Source organism: Pantoea sp. (assembly GCF_028283705.1).
Taxonomy (GTDB): Bacteria; Pseudomonadota; Gammaproteobacteria; order Enterobacterales; family Enterobacteriaceae; genus Pantoea.
On sequence record NZ_JAPWKD010000031.1, the window covers coordinates 48,490 to 74,392 of the forward strand.

Sequence of the window (25,903 nt, forward strand, 5' to 3'; positions counted from 1 at the left end):
GACTGTTTTTTCAATATAAATCCGTTATGTTCCTCTAAATATGCAAGCGAAAGCTTGCTATATTATTCAATGTTTCCCTCAGTGTTCCTCTAAACATGCATTAGTAAATATTGCTGCCAGTCATCCTAGAGAGGGCAGGGCGTTCCTCTGAACATGCAGAAAGCATCTTTGTAATCAACGAAATATGAGATTATTGTCATGCATTTGGTTTCAGATGCTATGTTCCTCTAAACATGCTGGCGATGAGTTGCATAGTGTTCCTCTAAACATGCATCCGTCGCTTTTGATACCTGTGCTGCTGGTATGAGATAATCGCCGTTCCCGTAAACATGCAAATCAATTTATGAACTGACAGTTTATGGGGTGCAAAAAGATCTGGCGTTCTTCTAATGATGCTGATGTTGCAAGCTGTTCCTCTAGACATGCTAATCCTTATCCCAGGTGTTCCTCTAAAGATGCAGCGGTTTCTCAACAGATGTTCTTCTAAACATGTAGCAGTGAGTTCCAGTAGTGGTGTTCCTCTAAACATGCAGGACTCTTGTCTTGTACAAGATATAACCGAGGTGGGGCTTTAAAACTGATTACTGTGCGATAAATTTTTATCAATAAAATCAGATGCGTTCTTCTAAATATGCATTCATCTGATAATGATGTTCCTCTGAACATGCAACTTCAGAGAAGCTTGTTCCTCTGAATATGATACGAAAATCTCTAGCGTGTTCCTCTAAATATGCTGTTTATCAGATGGTCACGTTCCTCTAAAAATGCATTATACGGCATGTGTTCCTCTAAACATGCTGGGCGAAAGTGATAAGTGTTCCTGTAAATATGCAGATTGAGGCAATTCCTCGGGTGGGTTGTGGATTCAGTTGCCGGAGTGTTCCTCTGAACATGCAAAATCGGTTGATGAGGGGTTAGCCTGACCCGATTTTTGTTCCTCTGGACATGCAGAATGACAGAGATGCGTTGATGTGATGATCATTAAGTAATCATTCCGTTCCTCTTCGCATGCAGATCAGAAATAAAACTCAAAAAGGTCTGATTTTAAAATGTTGATAATTTGTACGTAGTGTTCCTTTAAATATGCGGATTTAGTAATTGTGCTGGATATCCAGGCGGCTGAAATAAATCCGAAATCCGATATTTATCCTTAATAATCAATGACATGACAGTATGGTGAGAAACTTCGCGATTGCGATAGGTCTGCAGCCTTATTGGCATAATCTCAGTTTTGTGAAATAAATCCATCGATGAAGAAAAAATCCAGTTTTTAGGTTTTTTACTGAAAAATTGGCAGATTACGGTTTTTTGTGTAGTATTCAAAAAGACATTATTACTGAGGTGCTTATGAAGCGTGATTACGGCGATGTGCTGGAGACAGCGAAGCGAGCGAACAGTATGTTGCAGGGACTTAGCAACCATATTGAACAACAACGGGTTGAATTTAATCAGACTGGTTATTATCAAACGTATTCACGCAACGCTGTTGCCAATTTTCCACTGCTCAGTAAGCACGCTGTTGTCGCAGCCATAAGTGATATGGAGGGAGCTGGCTATGAGTTTGGGAAAAAGCAAACCGGCAGTACCTCACAATATGCGCTTAGCCTGCAGAACGTTATCGATATTTATCATCACCGCAAAGTACCTAAATACCGTGATAAGCATAAAGGTCCCTTCGTTGTGTTCGTCGTTAACCTGAAAGGAGGTGTATCCAAAACGGTCAGCACCGTGACGCTCGCGCATGGAATGCGTGCTCATCCTGCTATGCTGCACAATGATCTAAGGATCCTTGTCATCGATCTTGATCCTCAGGCTTCAAGCACCATGTTCTTAAGCCATAAAAATAGCATTGGCTCCAAAGCAGAAACTGCTGCCCAAGCTATGTTGAACGATCTTGGTCGCGAGCAGTTACATAGCGAGTTTATTCAGCCAACAGTGATGCCCGGCGTTGATGTTATGCCCGCCTCAATTGATGATGGTTTTGTAGCAAGTGACTGGGAGGCTCTAGTGCAGGAATATCTGCCGGGGGTTGCACCGTCTGAAGTTTTGCGCAGAAATGTAATCGATCGACTTGCCGATGACTATGATTTTATCTTTGTCGATACTGGCCCACATCTTGATTCGTTCATGCTTAACGCCATTGCTGCCAGCGATATCCTGTTGACTCCGACTCCACCAGCGCAGGTCGATTTTCATTCCACAATGAAGTATCTGACCCGCTTGCCTGAAATGCTGGAGCGTATTGAAAAAGAAGGTGTCGAACCACGATTAAAAGCCAATATTGGTTTTATGTCGAAAATGACGACGAAACATGATCATTTAACTTCTCAGAGCTACGCGCGAGAAGTGTTTACTAAATCTATGCTTGATGCCTCTCTACCGCGGCTTGATGGTTTTGAGCGATGCGGCGAATCATTTGATACGGTTATCAGTGCCAATCCTATTTCTTATCCGGGTAGTGCTGATGCCCTCCGAAAAGCCAAGTATGAAGCAGAGCAATTTTCTCGTGCAGTTTTCGACCGCATTGAATACATCAGGAGCACACTGTGAGTACTCATAAGACGGTACAACGTATCGGCCGCACCATGGGCCAGACTGCAATTGCTAGCTTTATTGACAGCAGCAATACTTCACGAACTTTCACATTAAAATCGGGCAAAACAGCCACTTTTGCCCGTCAGCTCATTCCGCATGGCGATATTGAGCAGAGAACCTATGTTGACCCACAGGTCAATGGCCGCGATCAGACTACGTTGACAGAAGAATCTGTTAAAGACATCATCCGTACCATTGGTTTGCAGCAGTTCTTTCCCGCAATTGGGCGGGTTAAAGATGGACGCATCGAGATTATGGACGGTTCACGTCGCCGTGCAGCTTGTCTGTTTGCAGAAGCCAGTCTTGAAGTGCTGGTTACTGCCGATGAACTGGATATTAGTGATGCACGTCAGTTAGCGGCTGACATTCAGACAGCCAGAGAACACAATCTGCGGGAACTCGGATTACGTTTTGCCATCATGAATGAAAATGGCATGAGCAAAAGCGATATTGCAAAAGTGGAAGGGATCTCAAACGCTAAAGTTACCCGTGCGTTTCAGGCTGCTTCTGTTCCTGCTGAGCTGATTGCATTATTTCCGGTGGTCTCCGAACTGACTTTGCCTGACTATCAACTGTTGCTTGATGTGACAGATAACGCCAAGGCAGAAAGCGTTGAGATCAGTGATCTGGCTGAACAGGTTCGCACCATGATGAGTGTAAACCGCAATGACAGGATGACCACGGATGAGCAAAAAACAGAGATACTCAGTTATTTTCGTTCAGCCAAACGCAACTTGGTACCCAAAAAGCCGAAGCCTCTTACCACGGAAAAACTGGCTGACTTCGAAGACCGTAACTTGCTGGCGCGTCGTAAAGTGAATACAGAAAAACGTTCTGTCAGCTATGAATTTGTCCGGTTACCCAAGGACACGGTGGATAAAATCGAAGAGGCGATTAAGCAGGTCCTTGAAAGTGTCAAAGGGGCGAAACTCAGAGGCTAAGTTTAATCAAATGGCTTCCGTGGGAGCCATTTCCTCTTTTAGTGTATTCTTCATGGTGCAGTTAGGCCAACTTTAAGATTTAACTTAAAGTATCCAAACAATGTGTATAAAGTCTTCGTAGATATGCTGACTCGCAGTGTTAATTATTCATCGCTAAAATAGCAAGCTGTCGAAAGTTTTTCGATTGCCGTGATGACTGCGTTTATTTTTAGGATTAAGTGTCACTGAAGGTTCATGCTTATCAAACAGACTAATTTTATCAGTGACTAAACTCGGTACAGAGATTCCTTCTATATTTTCTTCAAAATTATTCTCTTCTGAGAAATAAAAAGTTCTCCACCATCCTTGGTTTGTGTCTTTTTTATAATTATCTCATTAATCTTATGATAAGATGAGTAAAGTGCTTTTAAAAAACGATTTGATGCAAGCTACATATTAAAAATGCGGGAGGTTCTTTATCTGATGGAGTATGTAATACTGTTAAGTGTTATTTCTGATATTGACATGCTGATTATATTCAAGTGAACTGATGTTTATGTAAGTTCATACGTTTTGTCTGATTATTTATCTGATGATTAGATTGAACTAAACTATTCCCCCATGCACTGAGAACACTTTTTTATATTTCTGGTGTTCTTATGGATCCATACCTTATTCATGTCTAGCTTTTCTGAAGCACATTTCCGGTTCAGCCTGAGTTCAGAATATTGTGATAAAACCAGTTACAGTTAGCCATTTCATAAAGTTAATCTCATCAGAATGCGCGGAAGGAATATGTGGCGTTTTCGTCAAAATACCCACTCAGGTCAACCTGCGAAAGATAATTCGTTACAGACGCGCACGCAGCGCTATGGGGGTGGTATCTGACGATGGTCTCGGTTTATTTAGAATGATGGAAATAGGGTTATTTCACAAGCCACTTTTTGGTTAAAGATTTAATCACACCCTACGCAAGATTTTATCTTGCAGTTTTTTGTTTTTAAAACATGATGTTAGTTGTGATTATTTACCACATTTGACTTGTATGAGACAAGAGGTGTGTTAATTAACACACTTTACAGTGCCGGATAGTGTGTTAATGCAGTGCCGGATTGTGTGCTAGTGTAGTGCCGGATTGTGTGCTAATCCGGCACTGCAAACGGCACTGTATGGTGTGTTAATTGTAGCTATGTATTTAAATCAGTGTGTTATGCGTGATTTTTGCGTCAGTAGTGCCGGATCAACACACATGAAAACGGGGGGCGGTGCCGGATTAACACACATAAAAACGGGTTACAGTGCCGGATTAACACACATAAAAACGGATTACAGTGCCGGATTAACACACATATAAACCGCGTGCAGTGCCGGATTAGCACACCCCGGAAAATTAATACACAGTGCCGGATTGACACACAGTGACTGCCGACAGAATAATAAAAAAGCAACATGGCGATTTTACGTATTCCGCAGTCTGTCCCGGAAGTAAAAAACAGAAATATTCATCAGTCACTGTGCAGGTAATACCCTGCTCAGGCAGTAAGGATAATGGTATGGCCAGAAGAAATATTTACTTTAAAGAGAAAACCGAAAGGGAAGTTCAGGACCTGGTGCAAATTGAGATACAGGATGGTGCAACGAATGGCGATGTAAATTTCTCTTCAATGGTCAATGAACTGATCGGCATCGGCCTGATGGTTAAAAACATCAGGGGAGGGGAATAAATTCGACCTTGGTGGTTACAACCGGGATTTAATTCGTAAGGTGTCAGGGTGCCGTGAGGGTATCAGCATCATGATGGCTATGCATTTCTGAAATGCATCTTCGCATGCGGGGGTGAGGATGTGGAAACCGGACTGGAAGCGAGTATTGATAGTAACCTTTCAGGAATGCATGCCGCTGAAGATAAAGCTGAAAACAAACATTTCCTAATCGAGGACCAGAAATCTGTTCACGGATGTTTATGGGTTAAGCCTGCGCTGATGCGGTTTTTTTATTATTCATTTGAGAGCGTATAAAAACGGCCATCATTTTACCCCGTAATCTCTCACAGGCATGCTGTTGCCATCGGAAAAAGAGGCTCAGAAAACAGTGAGTCTCTGAAGAAATATTGTTACTGTCAGTATCTTATAATTCCCCTCAGGAGTCCCTCCGGGGATTTCCGGTCTTCCAGGTATATTTCGTTATGTTCACGTCCGGGATTTATGCTGTGATTCTTCATGCTCAGCCATTGCACGGATTGCAAAACGTTTTATTCGCCTGTCATGACGTTGAAGTAAACCGGTGTCGGGACGTAGATGTTTTTATCCGGGAAGTGATGGTGTTCGGAGCAGTAAAGGGGAGGGCGGTATTGGAGGTACGGTAATACTGATAACACCTTCGGAAGAGTGAAATAAAAAAACGGGCGTCTTGTCCAGTCCGGACTCAGATTTTCAGGGCTGATTTTTTCTCTTCCTCCGCCTCCGCTTTCTGCGCCAGCGGCTTTTCTGCAACTGCAACTTTTTCCGAAATAAACTCATTAAAGAGAATGGCCAATTCACTCAGGCTGTAACGGTTTACCGAATTTAGCCATCTGAACAGAGGTGATATGCTCACCTCAGAACAAAACAGGTGCCCCAATGAAAAAAAACTTCAGTGTAAAGTTTAAACGCGAATCCGCCCAGCTTGTTGTCGATCAGAATTAGACTGTTGCTGAAACGGCTAAAGCGATGGATATCGGACTTTCTACCATGACGCGCTGGGTAAAATAGTTACGTGATGAACGTCAGGGCAAAACGCCCAAAGCTTCGCCGATAACACTGGGACAGATTGAAATACGTGAGTTAAAGAAAAAACTTCAACCTATTGAAATGGAGAAGATATCTTAAAAAAGACGACATCTTGAAAAAGGCTACCGGCTCTAGATGTCAGACTCTCTGAACAGTTCTCGTTAATTGGGAATCTCAGAGCGCGTTATCCTGTGGCGACACTCTGCCATGTGTTTGGGGTTTACCGCAGCAGCTACAAATACTGGAAAAGTCGTCCTGATGAACAGGATATCAGGCTGACAGCGCTGTGTAGCTAGGTGTAGGAGTTACACAGCATCAGCCATGGCTCTGTCGGTGCAAGGAGCATTGCCACTATAGCAACGCTTAGGGGCTTCCGTATGGGGCGATGGCTTGCTGGCAAACTCATGAAAGAGCTGTGACTGGTAAGCTGCCGACAGCCAATACACCGGTATAAACGAGGCGAACAGGAGAATGTTGCTATACCGAACCACCTTTATCGTCAGTTCGCGGTCACAGAGTCCTACTAATTATGGTGTAGCGACGTAATTTATATCTGGACGGGAAAACGCTGTGCGTATCTTGCCGTTGTTCTAGACCTGTTCGCCAGAAAACCCGTTGGCTGAGCAATGTCATTCTCACCTGACTGCAAACTTACCATTAGATCGCTGGAAATGGCCTGGGAGCGCCGGGGAAAACCAACTGGGGTGATGTTCCACAGCGATAGTAATAATACCAATGTCAGTTTTCTTCATTGAGCTGTCTGAGCCGATTGATGTGATTACTGAGGCAGTGAAGATCTTCCCGCATCCTCACTCGGACAGCGGTCTACCTTTTGTGTCCTGCCCTTGATTCGTCGGTTGCCGGAGGTTTCTTTATACGAGGTATCTCCTCACCGGTTCGCATGATTCAAGAAGGACCTGACATCGTATCTCGTTACTGTCCTGTCCGGGTTATCAGTCAGCGGTTTCAATCATGTCTTCCTGACAGGTGATCAGCCATGAATGATGAAAATACTGACGCCACTGTTCGCTGTAATGAATCAAAACAACAAAGTCCCCGAAACGGAGTATTTCGCCACAACACGACAGGGATACAGCCAGATGCTGGCGTGGATGGCCACTTTTGGCTCAATACAGAGAATTGGTGTTGAGTGCACAGGAACCTACGGCTCAGAACTGCTGCGTTACTTACACAAAGCCGGAGTAGAAGTGTTTGAGGTAACAGCACCCGATTGCATGGAGCGACGCAGGCGTGGTAAAAGCGACACTATTGGTGCAGAGTCCGCCGCTCATGCTGCATTCTCGGAAATACGGACAGTCACGCCAAAAACACGTGATGGAATGATTGAGTCTCTACGGGTGCTAAAACTTGCCGAAAAACAGCGATATCTGCCCGCAGAGTCGCTCTTCGGATTATTCATTCCAATATTATCTCTGCACCGGATGAACTACGTGAACTGCTCAGAAATATAACTCGCATGCAGTTTATCAGAACACTGGGCTCCTGGATGCCAGATGCCAGATGCCAGTGAATACCGCGATGTTACGAACGTTTATCGCATCGCATTGCATTAAAATCCCTGGCTCGAGGCTATCTCGAGTTACATGACGAAATCGCTGATCTGGATGTCATTATTGCGGCTATTGTTGACGAGCTGACGCCTGACCTGATTAAACGTAATACAATTGGGTACGAAAGCGCTTCGTAGTCGCTGATCACTACCGGAGACAATCCCTAACGACTACCATCTGAAACAGGTTTTGCAGCAATGTGTGGTGTCAGCCCAGCTCCAGTCTCTTCTGGAAAAACGAACCGTTACCGACTTAACCGAGGTGGAGATCGTGCAGTGAATAGTGCACTTCACATCATCGCCATCGGTCGTTTACGAACTGAAGCAAAAACCAGGGAGTATGCAGACAGATGAGTGGTTGAAGGGCATACAAAATGGAAGCAATAGGCTGCTTGAAGCGTTATATTTCACGCAAAGTTTATACATTACTACGTAATCAAAACAGTCAGGTCTGCAGCATTCAGATAACGCCTTGACTATTAGAAGCGCGTCCAGGGTGCCCACAACACAAGCAGGCCGTTCAGGCGATTACTGTAGCGTTGCCGGATCAAGCAGAGCATGAGTCGACGTGGAAACTGCTCGGATAACAGCCCAATGGAGCGGTTCTTCCAGAGGCTGAAAAAGGCGTAGGTTCTTGTAATTGGGTGCATGAACTAGAGTGAGGCCTATTTGTAATAGCCGATTATATCGTGGGTTATTTACGCTAAGGCCGCATGAATATAATGGTGGCTTACCGCACAATGAAACTGTAAGTCGATACTGGAAAAACTCTAAAGCAGTGGCCAGTTTTAGTTGACCACTTCAGTCATCAAAATCGAAGGCGAGGATAAAAAAGGACTTTGGTCGTCCGGTATCCAGGTGCTATTTGATTTTTTCGGTAAGATTTGTCGGTTGGGCAATCTGTTCGTCGGTTGCAATGTTTGAGGTGGATGCATGGCTTGTTGCGGGTCCTTTAATTCAATCTATCGGCATAATAAAGCTTCCTGTCTTTAGGGACCTGTTGTCCGGATAAAATACGGGTGATGGCTGACCTGAGATGTGAACTGAGTTATCACTCCCGATAATTTAATGCTGTGATCTGATCCGATGTCGGATACAAGATGTTTCATAATTACAACATACTTTGAGTCAACAGATTAACATGCCAAAACTCAACATCTGCGCCGTTAGTGATTCTATATGAAAATATCAGAAAAATCAGATGTTTTCAGAATTAAACGGCATCATTGGCATGACGTGAGAAATTACCGGTTGTTAATCCGCCATTGAAGTTAAAGCCTGATTGTTCGCCATAACCTGATCTTAGATCAAAAGTGGGAATGGTTATCATTTATATAATCATCAGCTCCTTGTTACTGAGCTGGCTGATGATATGCATATTAAAACGAACCGCGTTTATCGGATTGCAGGCTACAAAAGCCCGATTAATCCCGCCTGGCGGCAAAAGCTACTGGCGATGGGTATGCTCCCTGGCGCGCTTATCGAAGTTATCCGCGTGGCCCCGATGGGGGACCCGGTGCAAATTCGCACGCGGCGCATCAGCCTGGCAGTACGACAGCAGGATCTTGCGGCCATCCTTCTTGAGGAAATGACCGCATGAAGAAATTAATCATTGGTTTGATTGGCAACCCCAATACCGGCAAAACCACCTTATTTAACCAGCTTACAGGCGCGCGGCAGCGGGTGGGTAACTGGGCTGGGGTGACAGTCGAACGCAAAGAAGGGCAATTTTTTACGGCCTCATCCGATGTGCATCTGATTGATTTACCCGGTACGCGCTCGCTGACCACCATTTCGGCGGATACCTCGATAGATGAAAGCATTGCCTGTCAGTACCTGTTTAACGATCAGGCCGACCTGGTGATCAATGTTGTGGATGCGTCGAATCTGGAAAATAACCTGTTTCTGACGGTGCAATTGCTGGAATTAGGCGTTCCCTGCATTATCGCGCTGAATATGCAGGATATTGCCGCCAGTCAGAATATCAGCATCGATATTGATGGGCTTTCCCGCCGACTGGGCTGTCCGGTGGTGTCTCTGACATCAACGCGCGGCGAAGGGATTGCCAGGCTTAAAGAGACCATCGACAGTCACCATCATCTCGCACCAATAAAATGGGTGACGTATCCGGCTGAAATTGAAGCCACGATCACCCGACTGCGCTCCATGATGCCGTCTGCTATTCCGGAACAAAAGCAATACTGGCTGGCATTGCAGCTGCTGGAAGGAGATCTCAACAGCCAGAAAATTTGTTCCGGTGTGGTGCAACATCTGCCGGAGATAAACAAAGAAGCCGGTGGCGATCCGGGTATGATCATTGCCGATTATCGTTTCCGTGCGATTACCGAACTTTGCACCAGCGTCAGCAATATCCATCAGTCCGCACCAGGCCAGCTTACTGGCCTGATCGATAAGGTCGTGCTTAACCGCTGGGCCGGGATTCCGATATTCCTCGGTGTCATGTACCTGATGTTTGTGCTGTCGATTAATATCGGCGCGGCATTGCAACCGGTGTTTGATAGTGGCTCGGTCGCGTTGTTTATCCACGGCACGCAATGGCTTGGCTACACCTTGCATTTCCCCGACTGGCTGACCGTATTTCTCGCGCAGGGCATTGGTGCGGGTATCAATACGGTACTGCCGATTATTCCCCAGATTGGCCTGATGTATCTTTTCCTGTCTTTTCTGGAGGATTCCGGTTACATGGCGCGTGCGGCCTTCGTAATGGATCGCCTGATGCAGGCATTGGGGTTACCGGGTAAATCGTTTGTGCCACTGATTGTCGGCTTTGGCTGCAATGTGCCATCAGTGATGGGCGCGCGTACGCTGGATACGCCGCGTGAACGCCTGATTACCGTACTGATTGCTCCCTTTATGTCCTGCGGTGCGCGTCTGGCGATTTTTGCCGTGTTTGCTGCGGCATTTTTTGGTGCTCACAGTGCCAGCCTGGTGTTCTCGTTGTATGTGCTGGGGATTGCTGTGGCGATCATCACCGGGTTGACCCTGAAACATACGTTACTGCGGGGCGAAGCCTCACCTTTCATTATGGAGCTGCCGGTTTACCATCGTCCGCACCTGAAGAGCCTGCTGATTCAGACCTGGCAACGCCTGAAGATGTTCATTATCCGCGCGGGCCGGGTGATTATCCTTGTCAGTATGATTATCGGGGTACTGAGCAGCTTCTCGTTTAACGGCAACACGGTGAATAACATCAACGATTCTGCGCTGGCAGCGACCAGCAAAGTGATTACGCCGATTCTCCAACCCATTGGGGTCACGGATGATAACTGGCAGGCCACGGTAGGGCTGGTGACAGGCATCATGGCAAAAGAGGTGGTGGTAGGGACCCTTAACAGCCTGTACACCGGTGAAGATGTGCAAAGTGGTGGGTTCAACCCTGAGGAGTTTAATCTGTTGACGGAACTGTCAGGTTCACTGACCGCAACCTGGGAAGGGTTGAAAGCCGCAGTCAGTCTGGGAGCGTTAGCCAACCCGATCGAAGCCAGTAAGGGCGATGGTGAGATGGCTGCCGGACAGATGGGGGTGATGAGCGCGAAATTTGGCAGCGTGCTTGCCGCCTACAGCTACCTGATTTTCGTCCTGCTGTATGTGCCTTGTGTCTCGGTAATGGGGGCGATTGCGCGTGAAGCGGGTAGAAACTGGATGCTGTTCTCTTTCTTCTGGGGTCTGAATGTAGCGTTTTCTCTTGCCACCCTGTTTTATCAAAGCGTGACCTTTAGTACGCATCCGGCCTACAGCGCAATCTGCCTGTTCAGCGTCATTGTGGTGAATGTGGTAATCATTGTGTTGCTGCGTAAATGGGGCAAACGGATAAAAGAACACCGACTTAATATTCCAGTACCGGGAAATAGTGCGGGATGTGATGGTTGCAAAGGATGTTGTAATAGCTAAGTTTTCATTGCAATAAGTATGGCCCCGACAATTGCCGGGGCCATGACTGGCGGTTTACAGATACCGTGTGAGTAACGTCTCAAGGCTATTTTGGTCAATGGCAAACAGGCGGATACCCTCGGCAAGTTTTTCGACTGCCATCGCATCCTGATTGTGTGCCCAGTAAAATTCTGCTTCGCTGATGGCATCAGGTTTGGGGTGGCGCGTACCTTCGTAGGCGAGCGGAGCAGGAACTGCCGTTTCGTTCTGCTGAAGCTGTGCCAGCAAAGCTGGAGAAACCGTCAGGCGATCGCAGCCGTTTAGCGCCAGCACCTGTTCTGGCGTGCGGAAGCTGGCACCCATCACCACCGTCTGGTAACCATGCATTTTGTAGAAATGATAGATATTGCGCACTGACTCAACCCCCGGATCGTTGTCGAGGGTAAAAACGGTGTCCGGTTTATTCTTTTTGTACCAGTCATAGATACGTCCGACAAAAGGCGAGATCAGGAAAACGCCTGCATCGGCGCAGGCCCGGGCTTGGGCGAAAGAAAACAATAGCGTCAGATTACAATTGATACCCTCTTTTTCCAGCACTTCAGCGGCGCGAATTCCCTGCCAGGTCGCGGCCAGTTTGATCAGGACGCGATCTTTAGTGATACCTTTCTCTTCATAGAGTGCGATCAATTCTCGCGCCTTACCTATGCTGGCTTCGGTGTCAAAAGAGAGCCGCGCGTCAACTTCAGTTGAAATACGTCCCGGTACGCTTTTCAGGATCAGTGCACCAATGCTGACAGCCAGATAATCGGCAATAGCTGAGGGGTGGGCTTCCTTGCCAGCCTGACGCGTCTTTACTGCCGTGACCGCATCTTTTATTAGCTGTTGATATTGCGGCAGCTGCGCTGCTTTATAAATTAATGACGGGTTGGTGGTGGCATCTTCGGGTTGATAAGCCAGAATGCTATCAATATCCCCACTGTCGGCGACAATAATGGTTCGCTGCTTTAATTGTTCAAGCTGGTTCACAATCTTTACCTCGGTAATTTGTTTAGCCGGATCACCGGGAACATCCTTTTCCCGGTTATTAATCGCGTCAAAAGATTATTTTGCTTGAGCGACGCGTGAGGTCAGACCTGACATATTGAAGCATTCCGCTTCATTCTGGATCATGTCTTTGATTTTGTTCACTACGTAACGCTCAGGCTCCACGCCAAAAGAGCGCAAATTAGCGAACAGGGTTTTCATTTCTTTCACGACATCCGGCTTTTCATAATTATAATGACCGCTGAGTTCAAGAATTTCTTTCAGCAATTCCGGCTCATTAAAAATCTGTTCTTCAGATTTGTTTTTATGCTCATCGGTCATCCATTTCTCCCATTTGTGGCTCAGCACGCACTCACGGGTCAGTACATTTTTAAGATTAGAAGCGGACTGGATAAAACCTTTGGCCGCCAGATCTTTTTCTACTTCGGCCAGTTTGAGGTAGGCGCGGGTTTCGATGGTGCCATACGCCGGGGCAACGTTCATCGCGGTTATCCCCAGGCCCGGGTGTTTCAGCAGGATGTCATCCGGCAGATAGTCACCGTTATGCTCTTTTAAACCCACACCGTAGCGGGTACTGATTGCCGAGAGTTCAGCCGACTGTTTATCGTTAAAATGTCCGACATTCTTTGTCAGGCGCGTCAACGTACCAGTCTGGCCGACGATAAATAACGGTTGTGGCAAGCTGGCGGCCAGCAGACGTTTGTTGAGTTCAACAATAAAGCCTTCATAAGCGCTGATATCGGTCAGGCCGCCATTGGTTTCTTCGGTGCCGACTTCATAGAAAAACTCTTTCAGGTTGTTGGCCTTACGGTATTCTTCACAGAAGCGAATCAGTTCGACGGTGCGGCTCAGCACCAGTTCGATATCAATCACTTTCCCCACGACATACGGGTCTTTGGTCGGGTCAATGTGCAACAGGTCGAAACCGGCATCCATATCAATCTGATAGGAGCGGCGCGCCAGTTCCATGGCTTCTGCTTCCGGAATATGGTCTTTACGTTCTTTGTCACGCTGCCAGGGGCCGCCGTGGTCACGGCAGAGGAAATAGTCGCCATCGAAGCCAACTTTTTCCGCCATTGCTTTTAAATCTGCGGCAAAGCGGAACTGATCCCAGTTATTGACATAACCTGCACCAAATTCATCGGCATCAACCTGATTACGGCTGGCGATAAACATCAATGGCAGATCTTTTTCTTTACCCAGTTCAAAGCACGCCTGAATAAGCGCAGGTGACATGGGTCCGATACCCAGCATCGTTGATTTTCCACCGTTGACAATATAATCGACGTACTGTTTCATGGTATTTTTCATAATAACTCCTTACGCTTTATTTAAATCGGAAGTGACAGGTTTTTTAGCGGGTTCTTTTTTAACGACTTCGCTAATGTTGGGTCGCAGAATATGCAGGCATACAGCCGTAACAATGACGCCGATGGCCATATCAATGACGTACCACATCGCGCCTTTATTCACGCCAGCAATGGCAATTAAGCCACCGTGCGGCACCATAGATTCCACGCCATGAATCATCGCCAGACCGGCACCCACGGCGCTGCCAATAATGATTGAGGGGAGAACGGTTTTAAGGTTTTTCACTGCAAAAGGAATGGCACCTTCGGTGATACCAATTAAGCCCATAAACGCGGCGGAGGTGCCCATGCGTCTTTCATCTTCCGCCCATTTACGGCGCGAAATTAACGTTGAGAGCGCAATACCCAACGGCGGAATAGCACAGGCGATACGATAGGCACCGTTCGGGCCATATATCCCTTCGGCCATCAGCGCCAGGGTAAATGCCGTCGCGGTTTTATTCACTGGCCCGCCCATATCAAAGGCAGCCATTGCTCCGAGGATTAAACCCAGCACCAGGCCGCTGCCGCCCTGCATATTCGACAGCATGGCCACCAGCCATTTCATCGCCATACCGATAGGGCCAATCAGCACGTACAAATAAAGCATGCCGACCAGGCAGCTGGTAACGATAGGGATAATCAGGATCGGCATCACCGGCATCAGCACTTTGCCGACCTTCCAGGTCTTGACCCATTTCGCGACGTAGCCGCTCAGGATGCCGAGCAGCATCGCACCGAGAAAGCCGGTGACCACATGCGCTTCGCCGAGCGGCGTGGCAGCCATAAATCCGGTGACTAAGCCTGGCGTCAGGCCCGGTTTGCCAGCAATGGAATAGGCGATATAGGCGGCGAGCACCGGGATCATCATGCCCAGCCCGGCGCTACCGATGGCTCCAAGGTTTAGCAGGAATGGATTGGTGACCACAATGCCTTTGCCCGGCGTGGGCTCTCCACCCACCAGCGACAGCGCCAGGCAGATCCCGCCGACCACCACCACCGGCATCATATAAGACACCCCGGTGCTGAATGCTTTGACTAAATCATCCTTAATGGTTTTCATCGTATCCGACATTTTTATTCCTCCCGATCTCCGCGATCGCAGTGCTATGGTCGAATAAATCCGCAGGCATAATTGCCTGTACACAGAAATAACGGAGGTCACAGAAATTTATTTAACGTTGTTATGCACGTTGGTTTCTGCGAAAAATAAACGCAATTTTACGCAGGATTATTGTGCAAGCTGTTCGGCTTTATTAATGATCGCCGCCGGATTACGAATGACCTCAGCCGGGTTTAATGAAATAATCCGGCCTGCATCTTCTTTTTCTTCAAAGCGCTCCACGCCTTCGATACCGATAGCAACGGCCATAATCACCACATCTGCTTCGGCGATTTCTTCTTCGCTTAATTCATTTTCAATTCCCATGCCGCCCTGGGTTTCGACTTTTACGTCATAACCTCTTTTTTTGCATTCCTGTTCAATGGCTTCCTGCGCCATGTAGGTATGCGCGATGCCTGTAATGCATGCTGCGACTCCGACGATTTTCATAACTGACTCCTGGTCTTTTATTTGTCTGGCTGATTATTAAACGTGTTATTGCGTGATCCTGACTTTATACATCTAATGTTTTGGTCATCAGGTTGTAGAGTACGGTGACGTTATCGGCGTGTTTTATTTCATTACGAAACTCCTCTTTCATCAGTTTTCTGGCAAGGACGGAGAAATATTTCATATGCTGGTTGGGATCGGCAGATTTATTCACTGTCAGCATAAAGACGGTTTCAACTTGCTGGTCCCCCCAGGTAATGGGTTTATCGAGGGTGGCCATGCTGATGGTCGAATAACGGATATGATCGGATTTGGTGTGCGGGATGGCGAAACCATAGCCGACAGCGGTGGAGAAGCTGTCTTCCCTTACCCAGATATCGTCACATAATTGTTCCCGGTTATCGGTGCGATGGTGCAGCCACAGATTATCGGTCATCATTTTGATGACCTCATTTTTATCGCTGGCCTGCAAACCGCAGAGCATAAATTCCGGAGCCAGGATCGGCTTGCTGCTGACCTGTTTGACATCGGGAGCCTGCAACGCCGCTTTTACCTCAGCCGAACGTTTCAGCGTGACGGCATGCCGCGCCAGTTGCTGGCATTTCGCGAAGTTAAGCTCACGCAACGCATGCTTGACGCCGGGAATGGCGGTGCCGCTCATGCTGAGTTCGTCAAAGCCCATGCCGGTGAACAGCGGCAGGAAGTCCTGGCTGGCTCCCAGTTCGCCGCAGATGCCAATCCATTTACCGGCTCGATGTACCTCTTCAACGGCGAACTGCATGGCACGCAAGAAGGAGGGGGCATAGTTGTCATACACATCTGCCACCTGGGAATTGCCCCGATCGGCGGCAAAGAAATATTGGGTCAGGTCATTGCTGCCGACACTGAAAAAGTCAGCATAGGCGGCGATTTCAGGAATGGCGAAGATAACCGATGGCACTTCCAGCATCACGCCTAATTCGATGCCATCGTTATAAGGCAATCCGGCGTTATCCATATCCTGCATCACTGCGGCCAGCACCTCACGACACCAGATAACCTCATCAACGTTCGAGATCATCGGAATCATGATTTTGGCCGGTCCATGCGCGGAGGCGGTCAGAATTGCTTTCAGCTGCATGCTGAACAAATCCCGGTAGAGCCGATAGGTGCGTACCGCGCGGAATCCCAGGAAGGGGTTCTCTTCGTCACCAATATTCAGATAATCCACCGGTTTGTCACCGCCGATATCAAAGGTACGAAAAATCACCGGTTTGCCCGCGGCGTGCGCCATTACATGGGTGTAAAGCGCGGCCAGCTCGGCATAATCTGGCGGGGTTGCGCGGTCCATAAACGACATTTCGGTGCGAAACAGACCGACGCCTTCTGCGCCATTGTCAAAGGCGGCGACGGCTTCCGCCAGGCTGGCAATATTGGCGGCGATCTCGATGCCATGGCCGTCCGCTGTGACGGCGGGTTGGTGGACATTTGCCAGCATCTGTTGCTGCATTTGCTGTTGTACGGCAATCTCATGACGGTAATAACGCAGCACCCGCGCATCCGGGGCGGTGATCAGAATGCCCGGGTTACCATCAATAATAATATCCTGTTGCGGGTGCAGGTTCAGCGCCGAAAAGTTGATATCTGTCAGCGTGGGAATCCCCAGTGAACGCGCGAGGATGGCGGTATGCGAGGTTTTACCTGTTGAGGATAATACCAAGCCTGCCAGCCAGTCTTTGTTGATACCGAGAAATTTGCTCGGGGTCAGATTGTCGGCCAGAATAATTGATGGTTCTGTCAGTTCCAGGTTGTTTTGTGGTAATGCATTAGCACCATACAACGTCATCAATAACTGACTGGTAATATCTAATACATCGAGGGTTCGTTCTTTAATATATTTGCTCGATGAACGGTTAAGTATTTCACAGAACTCTATCGCGGCAAGTGTAATCGCTGACCAGGCATTGTTGCCGTTATGGATAAAGCCGGTGATGGCGCTCTGGAAAGCAGCATCGGTGATAATCGATAAATGCGCCTGAATAATATCGTGCTCGACACCGTTATTCATCTCCAGAGCGGCAACTTTCTCATTTTTCAAGGCTTCCAGACCGGTAATCACCGACTCTTTTTCCTGGGCAGCGGAGTGATCCTGTACCGGGCTACGTGCCAGTATCTCCTGCAAAGTCAGGCTCTGGACAATTACCGGTCTGGCGATCGCCACACCACCGCTGATGCGTGATCCCTGGATAAAACTTAGCTGTGTTTCCCGCAGGGAACGGGGCAGATAACCTGCTGGCGCTGCGGGTTCCTCTTCCTGCGTCACTTCAAAAGACGGCAGTTTTTCCAGTAAGGCCGACAGCTGATGTGCGGCGTCACATGCATCTTCACCGCTGAGGGTAATTTCACAGCGATCATTCAATAAGGTATCGGTGGAGACAATCGAAAGGGCGCTCTTTGCACTGCCTTCGAGGCCGGTACGGATATTTTTCCAGCGCACATTAGATTGAAAGGAATTACAAAGACGCTCGATGTGGCCTGCCGGTCTGGCATGAATTCCGTCCTTAAGCTCACATTGATAGCTTATTAATTCTGACATGATCACTCCCAATAAATCGCGAAGAGAAACGCTGTTTAATTTTTCCAGGCAGATATGAAACCCTGCATTTGATGTTTACTATCCTTCCGCGTTTCCCCGGAGGATTGAATAGAAAAAATGTATCCTTTACTTGAAAAAAGGTTTTCTGTTTTTGTTTTGTGAACTTTGTCATAAATTAATAACGGCTGCGGAGAGTGGTGTCGGAATTGCTATTAAAGCTTCATTTTTACTCTTTAATGCCGGGCAGTGAGGGGGTAAATAATAGGCATATCTCTTTAATTCCGCTGATGGTGAGTAATATGCATTTTCGTGGGCTGTTATTTGATTTGGATGGGACCTTAGTCAACTCACTGGATTTCGTCGAAGCGTCATGGAGTGCCTGGGCAAATAGAAAAGGCTTTAACGCCGGGGAAGTGCGTAATTATCTGCATGGCAAACCGGCCATCAGCACGCTGCGTCATTTTATGCCGGACGCCAGCGAGGCGACTATCGGGCAGGAATTCCTGGCACTGGAAGATTATGAAGCCCGCAACACCGAGGGGATTACCCCGGTGGCTGGTGCCGCCGAATTCCTCACCCGGCTCAACGCGCTTCACGTTCCCTGGGGAATTGTCACCTCTGGTTCGTTGCGGGTCGCTTCTGCACGTATTCACCAGGCCGGTTTTCCGTTCCCTGGCGTGCTGGTGACCAGTGAGGATATTCAGCGCGGTAAACCTGATCCGGAGCCTTTCCTCAAGGGAGCGCAAAAACTCAATGTATCCCCGTCCGGGTGCATCGCCTTTGAGGATTCGGAGGCGGGACTGCGCTCAGCCAGTGCGGCGGGGAGTGTGGTGGTGGAGGTTCTGACGCCGCAATCGACTGCCCATGATATTGAGGCTTACGCCACCATCCGCCATTACCTCGACCTCGCTGTGACGCATCAGCGTGGTGCCGATTTTTCTCTCAGGTTTTAACCACGGAGTTTGCCAGAGACAGGGGCCAGCAAAGGGAGAAGTGACGATGTACAACGTTGATCTGCATATGCACACCGTAGCCAGTACCCACGCTTACAGCACGGTTCATGATTACATTGCCGCAGCGGTACGCAAAAAACTCAAACTTATCGCCATCACCGATCATGGCCCGGAAATGGTGGATGCACCTCACGCGTTTCACTTCAGCAACATGCGGATTTTGCCGCGCGTGGTCGATGGGGTGGGGATTCTGCGGGGCATTGAGGCGAATATCAAAGCGGGAGGTGAGACCGATTGCAGCGACAAAATGCGTGCTGCACTGGATGTGGTGATTGCCGGGTTCCATAAGCAGGTGTTCGCCCCGGCGGATATCGTCACTCATACCGATGTGCTGATCGCAGTGATTGCCAGCGGTAAGGTGCATATCATCAGTCATCCTGGCAATCCTGAGTATCCGATTGATATCCCGGCAGTGGTGGAGGCGGCAAAAGCCTGCAATGTGGCGCTGGAGGTGAATAACGCCTCGTTTGTGCATTCAAGAAAGGGTAGTGAGGGGAATTGCCGCAAAATTATTGCCGCCGTTCGCGATAGCGGCGGGACGCTATCGCTGGGAACCGATGCGCACAGCGCATTTGCGGTGGGGGATTTCAGCGCCTGCCTGCCGCTGTTACAGGAGGCGGATTTTCCCGCCGAGCGGATTCTTAATGCTTCGCCGTGGCGCGTGCTTGAGTTTCTTGAACGTCACGGCGGTGAGAGAATTGCGGAGATTGATGCGTTGCTAAAGCTCGATAACGTTGCCTCTGGGCAGACTGAGTGATTTTCGGATGGCCGACACCACTTCAGCCGGTTTCAGCAGCAGGGAGTTGATGCAGACGTTCAGGATGCGGCACCCCTCGAAGCGCAATGCGTTGTCGATGGTGATATCAGAGGCAATGATGACCAGTTCGGCGTCGAGGATATTTTTCTCGGTGATCGGGTTTTTTAATCCCAGCACGCCCTGGGTTTCGATTTTGATCGAAAAATTATAGGTTTTCGCCAGCTTTTCCAGTTGTTCGGCCGCCATGTAGGTATGCGCCACCCCAGTGGCGCAGGCGGTCACCGCCACGATATGCAGGTTGCGTTCACTGGTGAAAGGATGCACTTCATCTTTTGTTGTTCGGGCCATTATAAACTTACTCCCTTGTTCTTACGCCGATACTCCAGTGGCGTACAGTCATTGACATCCCGGAACACTTTGCAGAAATAGTTGGTATCGGCGAAACCACACTTCTCTGAGACTTCATTGATTTTCAGGTTGGTGCCTGTCAGCAACGTTTTCGAACGTGAGATCCGGGCTAACTTGAGGTATTCATTGAATTTTACGTCTGACTCACGGGAAAAAAGACGTGACAGATAGCCCGGTGAGATGTTGAAGGTTTCGGCAACGCTCTCCCGGCTAATATCCGTCTGGTAGTGGCTATCAATATGGCTTTTGATTTCATCGAGCAGGGAGAGCGGCTCCCTGTGATTATTCATACCGTCGGTGGTTTGGTACAACAGATCGTTCAGCAGCGCATAGACGATATGGGCAAAGGTTTCGCTGGTGCGGTTATGCGTCCAGGCCAGGATCTCCGCCAGCTCAAGCAGGCGGTCACGCACTGAGCTGATGGAGTTTTGCAGGTTAAATTTCTCCACCTCTTTAAACTGCGTTCCGTCCCAGTTGCTGATGCTAAACCCGACATCCTGCTTCCAGAAGACGATGGACATGCAGATTACGGGCTCTCCCCACAACGGCGAGTTCCAGCTACCGGCGGGAATGTAGGTCACGCTACCCACCGGGCGCTGGCATTTGACGATCTTATCTTCCCCTTGGGGGATCAGCATGCTGAGCGTTCCTTTCACCGTCAGCTCAATGCGTGGCACATGCAGATGGTACGCCATGATGGGTGCCAGTGCGTTGCCATTGGCGATCAGCACGGTTTCCGTCGTGGAACACTGGGTACTGAATTCGCTCAAAATTGATTGTATGAATGCGCTCATATTATGCCTTCCTTATGCCTGCGGTTTGACGACGCTTTTCAGTACCTTAACCGCAATGGCCGTGGTTAAGGTTCCGGCGGCGACCGCGATGATGTATCCCAGATGATTGCTCACCACGGGCAGAACGATAAGCCCGCCCCAGGGCGCCGCATTGGTGGCTCCAAACCAAAGCGAGAGAACGGCGGCAACTGCGCTGCCGAGCATAATCGCCGGAATTACCCGCAGAGGATCGGCTGCGGCAAAAGGGATCGCGCCTTCGGTGATCCCCATAAAACCCATGATGACGGCCGGTTTACCTGCTTCCCGTTCGACATCGTTAAAAATACCTTTGAACATGAAAGTGGCCAGCGCCAGGCCGAGCGGTGGGGTGCAGTCTGCGGCTGCGACGGCTGCCATGAGTTGTGGATTGGTGGCAATAAGCGCAACGGCAAAGAAAAACGCGGTTTTGTTCATCGGGCCGCCCATATCGACGGCGATCATGCCTCCCAGCACCGTGCCGAGAATGATAAAGGAGGCCCCCTGCATATTGCTCAACCAGACACTGAGCCATTTCATCAACCCGGCAACCGGGTCACCAATAATGTAATAAACCGCCATGCCAGTGAGAAAGGTCCCGGCCAGTGGGATAATAAAAATCGGCAGCACCATTCTGAGAAAGTGCGGGATTTTCAGCCGGGCAATGATATTTAGCAGGCACCAGACAATCAGCCCGGCGATGATCCCCGCCAGCATGCCGCCTAAAAAACCGGCCCCCATCTGGTAAGCCATCAGGCCACCAATGGCTCCAGGAGCAATACCGGGCTTATCCACCATTGAGTAGGCGATAAATCCAGCCAGAATGGGAATAAACAGGGTTAATCCCGCGAGGCCAATCTGCGACATCGCTTTGAGAAAGCCGTGATCGGGGACTGCCGCCTGGCCATTGAACATCACCGCCAGCGCCAGCAAAACCCCGCCAGCGACCACAAAGGGGATCATGTAGGACACACCGGTCATAAAATGACGTTTGGTATTTTTTAATAGTTTTAACATACCCGCCTCATAACATAATTCGGCAACTAGCAAGATAAGGCATTGATTATCAGGTCACAGAGCGCTTCGGGTGTGGCAACACGCTGTGCTTTGACGACAAACTCATCATTCATTAGCATCCGCGCCAGGGTTGAAAAATATTTCATATGCTCGTTTTCCGCTGCCGCCTGGCTGATCGTCAGCATAAAGACCTTATCAACCGGGACGCCGCCCCACGACACCGGTTGCCGGAGCGTGGCGATACTGATGGTGGAATCATGGATGGCGTCTGTCCGGGCATGGGGGATCGCAAAGCCGGAACCTGCCACGGTAGGAAAGGGGATCTCCCTGGCCCAGATATCCTGACACAATTTGTCCCGACAGTCGGTGCGCTGGTGCAACCAGAGATTGTCGACCATTTTTTTGATAACTTCGTTTTTATCTGCCGCATCCAGTTCCCAGAGAATGGTTTCCGGCGTTAGCAAGGGCTTGCCGGTGTGGGATTTCGTTGCTGCGGATTGCAGTAGCGCGGCGGCCTGTGCAGAGTAGTGAGTCAGATTTATCTGCCGCGCCAGCCCCTGACAATGCGTGGCGCTTAACGATTTCAACGCATGTTTAACGGCGGGAATGGCGCTACCACTCATGCTCAGTTCATCAAACCCCATACCCACTAACAACGGGAGCAGAGCGTTATCCGCCGCGAGTTCACCGCAAAGAGCGATGCGTTTGCCAGCGCGGTGAACCTCTGTGACGGCCTGATGCATGGCGCGTAAAAATGCCGGAGCATAGTTGTCATACACTTCACTGACCTGTGGGTTACCCCGGTCAGCAGCAAAAAAATACTGCGCCAGATCGTTGCTGCCAAGGCTGAAAAAATCGACATGTTCGGCCATGTCCGCGATGGCAAACAGCACGGAAGGCACCTCCAGCATGATCCCCAGTTCGATGGCCGGATTGAATGGATGGCCTGCGTCGCGCATCTCCTGTTTAACGGTCTCCAGTACCTCCCGGCACCAGATTACCTCCTCCGGCCGTGCGATCATCGGCAGCAGGATCCTGGCATCTCCGAAAGCAGATGCACTGAGGATGGCTTTCAGCTGCATGGCAAACAGCTGGCGGTGTTGTGGATAGCTGCGCACGGCGCGGTAACCCAGCGCGGGGTTGTCCTCTCTGCCGGAAGTCAGCCAGGACACGGGTTTATCACCGCCGATATCAAAGGTACGAAACACCACGGGTCTGCCGGCAGCGAGGGTGACCACTGAGTGATAAAGCGCTTCCAGTTCCGGGTAGTCGGGCGGGGTTTCCCGCGCCATAAATGCCATTTCGCTACGAAACAGGCCAATCGCTTCCGCTCCGTTAGCAAAAGCCACTTGTGCCTCTTCGACGCTGGCGATATTGGCGGCGATACCGATGTGGTGCCCGTCCGCCGTGACGGAGGGAAGTTGGGCAAATTCCTGTATCTTTTGCCGCATCTGCTGCTGAACATCGATTTCATGACGGTAATAGCGCCTGATCTTTTCATCCAGCGCGGTGATCAGGATGCCCTGATCGCTATCCAGCACGATATCCTGATCGGGTGGCAGGGTGAGGGCTGAAAAATCAATATCGGCCAGGGCAGGGATGCCCAGTGAACGTGCGAGAATCGCCGTATGTGATGTCGCACCGGTTGATGACAGCACCAGACCGGCAAGGTGCGTTTTGTTGATTGCCAGAAACTGGCTTGGGGTGAGCGCACTGGCGAACACAATCACGGGTTCATCCGGCATCAGAAAGTTTTGTGCCAGTGACTGTGCACCATAGATCCCGGTCAGTAACTGGGTGGCGATATCCAGCAGATCCAGGGTTCTTTCCTGAATGTAATGGCTGGAGGAGCGTTCGAGAATCGCGCTGAAGTCCATGGCCGACCGGACGACAGCTGACCACGCATTCCTATGCTCATCAAGATATCCGATCATACTGGCCTCGAAGGCGCTATCGGTGATGAATGACAAATGGGCTTCAATCAGGTCGTACTCGATGCCTTCGGCGTGTGCCAGTGCTGCCATTTTGGCCCGGCGCAGATTTTCCAGCCCCTCTGCCAGACGCTGTTTCTCGCTTTGTGGATTGAACGCGTTGGTGGGACTGCGGCCCAGTAAATCAGTAAAAGTTACGCCTGCCATGAAACAGGGTTTGGCGACCGCTATTCCCGCGCTGATACGGATTCCGCAAAGATACTGGGGATGTAATTCGTGTAAACAGCGGGGAAGGGAACCGGCAACTAACCCGTTCCCGGACTCCTGTTCGAGGTTGAACTCAGGCAGGCGAAAGAGTAACCCTTTCAGTGCCGCCGTAGCGGCCGGTGCGTCAGGTCCGCTGACGGTGATCAGACAGATATCATCCCGTAATGTATCGGTCGCGACCAGCGAAAGTGCGCTCCTCGCACTCGCTTCCAGCTGTGTGCGGGTGTTGTGCCACACAATGTCGGACTGGAAGGTATTGCACAGCCGGGCAATATACCCGGCGGGTCTGGCGTGGATCCCTTCGTTCAGTTCGCATTGCCAGGTTATTTCCGCGACCATTCTGACTCCTGCAATGTAATGCCGGGATCGGTATATCCCTCTTGTGCGGTATCTTTAACCGTTTGCCTTAGTGCAGATATAGTAAAAAAGAAACCTTTTCTGGAAAATAGTGACCTGATTATGAATTTGTGACAGTTGTCATATTTAGCGGATGTCGGTGCATTCCTGATCTTTTGTTTTTGTTATCAATAATTTCTACGGGTCGAAGGATGGGTTTGCGGCTCAGGTCACAATTTTTAAGAAATGCGGTGGAGTGGGGTGTTGAAGTGAGGATGCCCCCTGGCTTCCGCAGCAGGAGGCACTCTTCTTGTGAAACACGATTAATACTTTGTGTCGTGTCTATTGTGGCTCACGCCAGACTGGATAATGGCCTGTTTGGCATTTTTCACGCCCAGTTTTTTGACAATCTTTCCCATATGGAACTTGATGGTACTTACTGATATTTCGAGAATATCAGCAAGTTCGGGATAGGTTTTGCCAGTGCGGCACCAGTGCAGTATTTCTGATTCTCGCGTAGATAAAGGTGTTATATCCGGTTTTTCTGCTGTCTGCTTCGAAGTGAGAAATATGTCATGTATATAAAGTAACAATCCCTGTAACTCATCTTTGTGTCGGGCGATGTTGTTTTTCGTCTCACCCTCCATTAGTTTGTTAATATATAGAGATAACACGGCTACGTTATCAATCTGGTCGTGTAAAACAAACGCGTGGCCGCAATGAATATTTATATTTTTCAGTTGCTTGAAAATTTTCCTGGCTGTCCATTTGTTATCTGCCTTTATATTTTCATCCCAGGGGAAGGGTGTGATTCGTTTCAGTGCATTAATAATTACGGGGTCTATACTTTGCCATCTATTGTCAAGATAGTTATCGACCATGATGTCAGGAAAATCACTGATGATCATCATGTTATTAGTGTTATTTTTATTCATCACTCCATACACATAATTTAGTTTACCATACCTATTTATCTCCATATCTAAAATGTTGTTTATATGTTTTTTATAGTCTGAACAAATTCCGTTTCGCATTTTTAAATTTCTTTTCCCTCTAACTTTGAAAAAACTATTTAACTTAGTCTCGTACAAAGCATTTGCA

At 48.9% G+C, this 25,903-nt stretch carries 18 protein-coding genes and 3 pseudogenes; 11 read left to right on the top strand and 10 right to left on the bottom strand.

Annotated features, from left to right (window positions below; genetic code table 11):
* The first annotated feature begins 1,347 nt into the window (after positions 1-1,347).
* From PW844_RS22105 to feoB, 9 genes and pseudogenes are all read left to right on the top strand, one after another.
* Positions 1,348-2,550 (top strand): AAA family ATPase, encoded by a 1,203-nt coding sequence (locus tag PW844_RS22105; RefSeq protein ID WP_299456407.1) that lies wholly within the window; start codon positions 1,348-1,350, stop codon positions 2,548-2,550.
* A gap of 35 nt (positions 2,551-2,585) precedes the next feature.
* The gene (locus PW844_RS22110; protein WP_299456743.1) at positions 2,586-3,536 is read left to right on the top strand and encodes a ParB/RepB/Spo0J family partition protein; all 951 of its coding nucleotides are present in this window, start codon (positions 2,586-2,588) and stop codon (positions 3,534-3,536) included.
* A 1,532-nt stretch (positions 3,537-5,068) separates the two neighbouring features.
* On the top strand, positions 5,069-5,239 hold the full coding sequence (locus PW844_RS22115) for a hypothetical protein (protein ID WP_299456408.1): 171 nt from the start codon (positions 5,069-5,071) through the stop codon (positions 5,237-5,239).
* 120 nt (positions 5,240-5,359) lie between these two features.
* The gene (locus PW844_RS22120; RefSeq protein WP_299456409.1) at positions 5,360-5,533 is read left to right on the top strand and encodes a hypothetical protein; all 174 of its coding nucleotides are present in this window, start codon (positions 5,360-5,362) and stop codon (positions 5,531-5,533) included.
* Between the two features lie 600 nt (positions 5,534-6,133).
* Positions 6,134-7,005, top strand: a pseudogene (locus PW844_RS22125) (IS3 family transposase); the annotation flags it as partial.
* Between the two features lie 279 nt (positions 7,006-7,284).
* Positions 7,285-8,329, top strand: a pseudogene (locus PW844_RS22130) (IS110 family transposase).
* A gap of 16 nt (positions 8,330-8,345) precedes the next feature.
* A pseudogene (locus PW844_RS22135) lies at positions 8,346-8,649 on the top strand (integrase core domain-containing protein); the annotation flags it as partial.
* Between the two features lie 576 nt (positions 8,650-9,225).
* Positions 9,226-9,453, top strand: coding sequence for a ferrous iron transporter A (gene feoA / locus PW844_RS22140; protein WP_299456411.1), 228 nt, complete (start codon positions 9,226-9,228; stop codon positions 9,451-9,453).
* Positions 9,450-11,765 carry a Fe(2+) transporter permease subunit FeoB gene (gene feoB, locus PW844_RS22145; RefSeq protein WP_299456413.1) on the top strand — a complete coding sequence of 772 codons (2,316 nt, stop codon included), beginning with the start codon at positions 9,450-9,452 and terminating at the stop codon, positions 11,763-11,765. The genes feoA and feoB overlap by 4 nt, the downstream gene beginning before the upstream one ends.
* A 54-nt stretch (positions 11,766-11,819) precedes the next feature.
* Here feoB and tal read toward each other — a convergent pair whose 3' ends face one another.
* The 5 genes from tal to ptsP (PW844_RS22170) all read right to left on the bottom strand — a co-directional run bounded on the left by tal (position 11,820) and on the right by ptsP (PW844_RS22170) (position 18,264).
* Entirely contained in the window at positions 11,820-12,770 is a 951-nt protein-coding gene (gene tal, locus PW844_RS22150) for a transaldolase (protein ID WP_299456415.1), read from the bottom strand.
* Between the two features lie 75 nt (positions 12,771-12,845).
* Positions 12,846-14,099, bottom strand: a complete 1,254-nt coding sequence (locus PW844_RS22155; protein ID WP_299456417.1) for a class II D-tagatose-bisphosphate aldolase, non-catalytic subunit — start codon at positions 14,097-14,099, stop codon at positions 12,846-12,848.
* Between the two features lie 9 nt (positions 14,100-14,108).
* A complete protein-coding gene (locus PW844_RS22160) occupies positions 14,109-15,212 on the bottom strand; it encodes a PTS fructose transporter subunit IIC (protein ID WP_084879629.1) in 1,104 nt (367 codons plus the stop codon).
* 156 nt (positions 15,213-15,368) lie between these two features.
* Positions 15,369-15,689, bottom strand: a complete 321-nt coding sequence (locus PW844_RS22165; protein WP_299456421.1) for a PTS fructose transporter subunit IIB — start codon at positions 15,687-15,689, stop codon at positions 15,369-15,371.
* A gap of 64 nt (positions 15,690-15,753) precedes the next feature.
* Complete coding sequence (gene ptsP, locus PW844_RS22170) at positions 15,754-18,264, bottom strand: phosphoenolpyruvate--protein phosphotransferase (protein WP_299456423.1); 2,511 nt, start codon at positions 18,262-18,264, stop codon at positions 15,754-15,756.
* 299 nt (positions 18,265-18,563) lie between these two features.
* On the opposite strand from ptsP (PW844_RS22170), the gene PW844_RS22175 reads away from it, so the two are divergent.
* Positions 18,564-19,217: an HAD-IA family hydrolase gene (locus PW844_RS22175; protein WP_299456424.1), complete on the top strand. Its 654-nt coding sequence runs from the start codon at positions 18,564-18,566 to the stop codon at positions 19,215-19,217.
* A 46-nt stretch (positions 19,218-19,263) separates the two neighbouring features.
* Positions 19,264-20,034 carry a phosphatase gene (locus PW844_RS22180; RefSeq protein WP_299456426.1) on the top strand — a complete coding sequence of 257 codons (771 nt, stop codon included), beginning with the start codon at positions 19,264-19,266 and terminating at the stop codon, positions 20,032-20,034.
* Here the strand turns inward: PW844_RS22180 and PW844_RS22185 are convergent.
* The 5 genes from PW844_RS22185 to PW844_RS22205 form a co-directional block, all read right to left on the bottom strand.
* Positions 19,996-20,382 carry a PTS fructose transporter subunit IIB gene (locus tag PW844_RS22185; RefSeq protein ID WP_299456428.1) on the bottom strand — a complete coding sequence of 129 codons (387 nt, stop codon included), beginning with the start codon at positions 20,380-20,382 and terminating at the stop codon, positions 19,996-19,998. The genes PW844_RS22180 and PW844_RS22185 overlap by 39 nt on opposite strands.
* Positions 20,382-21,236, bottom strand: a complete 855-nt coding sequence (locus PW844_RS22190; RefSeq protein ID WP_299456430.1) for a helix-turn-helix transcriptional regulator — start codon at positions 21,234-21,236, stop codon at positions 20,382-20,384. Before PW844_RS22190 ends, PW844_RS22185 begins: the two co-directional genes overlap by 1 nt.
* Positions 21,237-21,248: 12 nt before the next feature.
* Positions 21,249-22,268 carry a PTS fructose transporter subunit IIC gene (locus PW844_RS22195; protein WP_299456432.1) on the bottom strand — a complete coding sequence of 340 codons (1,020 nt, stop codon included), beginning with the start codon at positions 22,266-22,268 and terminating at the stop codon, positions 21,249-21,251.
* Positions 22,269-22,294: 26 nt separating this feature from the next.
* Complete coding sequence (gene ptsP, locus PW844_RS22200; RefSeq protein WP_299456434.1) at positions 22,295-24,805, bottom strand: phosphoenolpyruvate--protein phosphotransferase; 2,511 nt, start codon at positions 24,803-24,805, stop codon at positions 22,295-22,297.
* Between the two features lie 320 nt (positions 24,806-25,125).
* Positions 25,126-25,836: a LuxR family transcriptional regulator gene (locus tag PW844_RS22205; RefSeq protein WP_299456436.1), complete on the bottom strand. Its 711-nt coding sequence runs from the start codon at positions 25,834-25,836 to the stop codon at positions 25,126-25,128.
* Positions 25,837-25,903 lie beyond the last annotated feature (67 nt).

Bases quoted from the DNA above. Each gene is read 5' to 3' on its own strand.
- PW844_RS22105 (WP_299456407.1), top strand. From the start codon at position 1,348: ATGAAGCGTGATTACGGCGATGTGCTGGAGACAGCGAAGCGAGCGAAC.
- PW844_RS22110 (WP_299456743.1), top strand. From the start codon at position 2,586: ATGGGCCAGACTGCAATTGCTAGCTTTATTGACAGCAGCAATACTTCA.
- PW844_RS22115 (WP_299456408.1), top strand. From the start codon at position 5,069: ATGGCCAGAAGAAATATTTACTTTAAAGAGAAAACCGAAAGGGAAGTT.
- feoA (WP_299456411.1), top strand. From the start codon at position 9,226: ATGCATATTAAAACGAACCGCGTTTATCGGATTGCAGGCTACAAAAGC.
- feoB (WP_299456413.1), top strand. From the start codon at position 9,450: ATGAAGAAATTAATCATTGGTTTGATTGGCAACCCCAATACCGGCAAA.
- PW844_RS22155 (WP_299456417.1), bottom strand. From the start codon at position 14,099: ATGAAAAATACCATGAAACAGTACGTCGATTATATTGTCAACGGTGGA.
- PW844_RS22160 (WP_084879629.1), bottom strand. From the start codon at position 15,212: ATGTCGGATACGATGAAAACCATTAAGGATGATTTAGTCAAAGCATTC.
- PW844_RS22165 (WP_299456421.1), bottom strand. From the start codon at position 15,689: ATGAAAATCGTCGGAGTCGCAGCATGCATTACAGGCATCGCGCATACC.
- ptsP (WP_299456423.1), bottom strand. From the start codon at position 18,264: ATGTCAGAATTAATAAGCTATCAATGTGAGCTTAAGGACGGAATTCAT.
- PW844_RS22175 (WP_299456424.1), top strand. From the start codon at position 18,564: ATGCATTTTCGTGGGCTGTTATTTGATTTGGATGGGACCTTAGTCAAC.
- PW844_RS22180 (WP_299456426.1), top strand. From the start codon at position 19,264: ATGTACAACGTTGATCTGCATATGCACACCGTAGCCAGTACCCACGCT.
- PW844_RS22185 (WP_299456428.1), bottom strand. From the start codon at position 20,382: ATGGCCCGAACAACAAAAGATGAAGTGCATCCTTTCACCAGTGAACGC.
- PW844_RS22190 (WP_299456430.1), bottom strand. From the start codon at position 21,236: ATGAGCGCATTCATACAATCAATTTTGAGCGAATTCAGTACCCAGTGT.
- PW844_RS22195 (WP_299456432.1), bottom strand. From the start codon at position 22,268: ATGTTAAAACTATTAAAAAATACCAAACGTCATTTTATGACCGGTGTG.
- ptsP (WP_299456434.1), bottom strand. From the start codon at position 24,805: ATGGTCGCGGAAATAACCTGGCAATGCGAACTGAACGAAGGGATCCAC.
- PW844_RS22205 (WP_299456436.1), bottom strand. From the start codon at position 25,836: ATGCGAAACGGAATTTGTTCAGACTATAAAAAACATATAAACAACATT.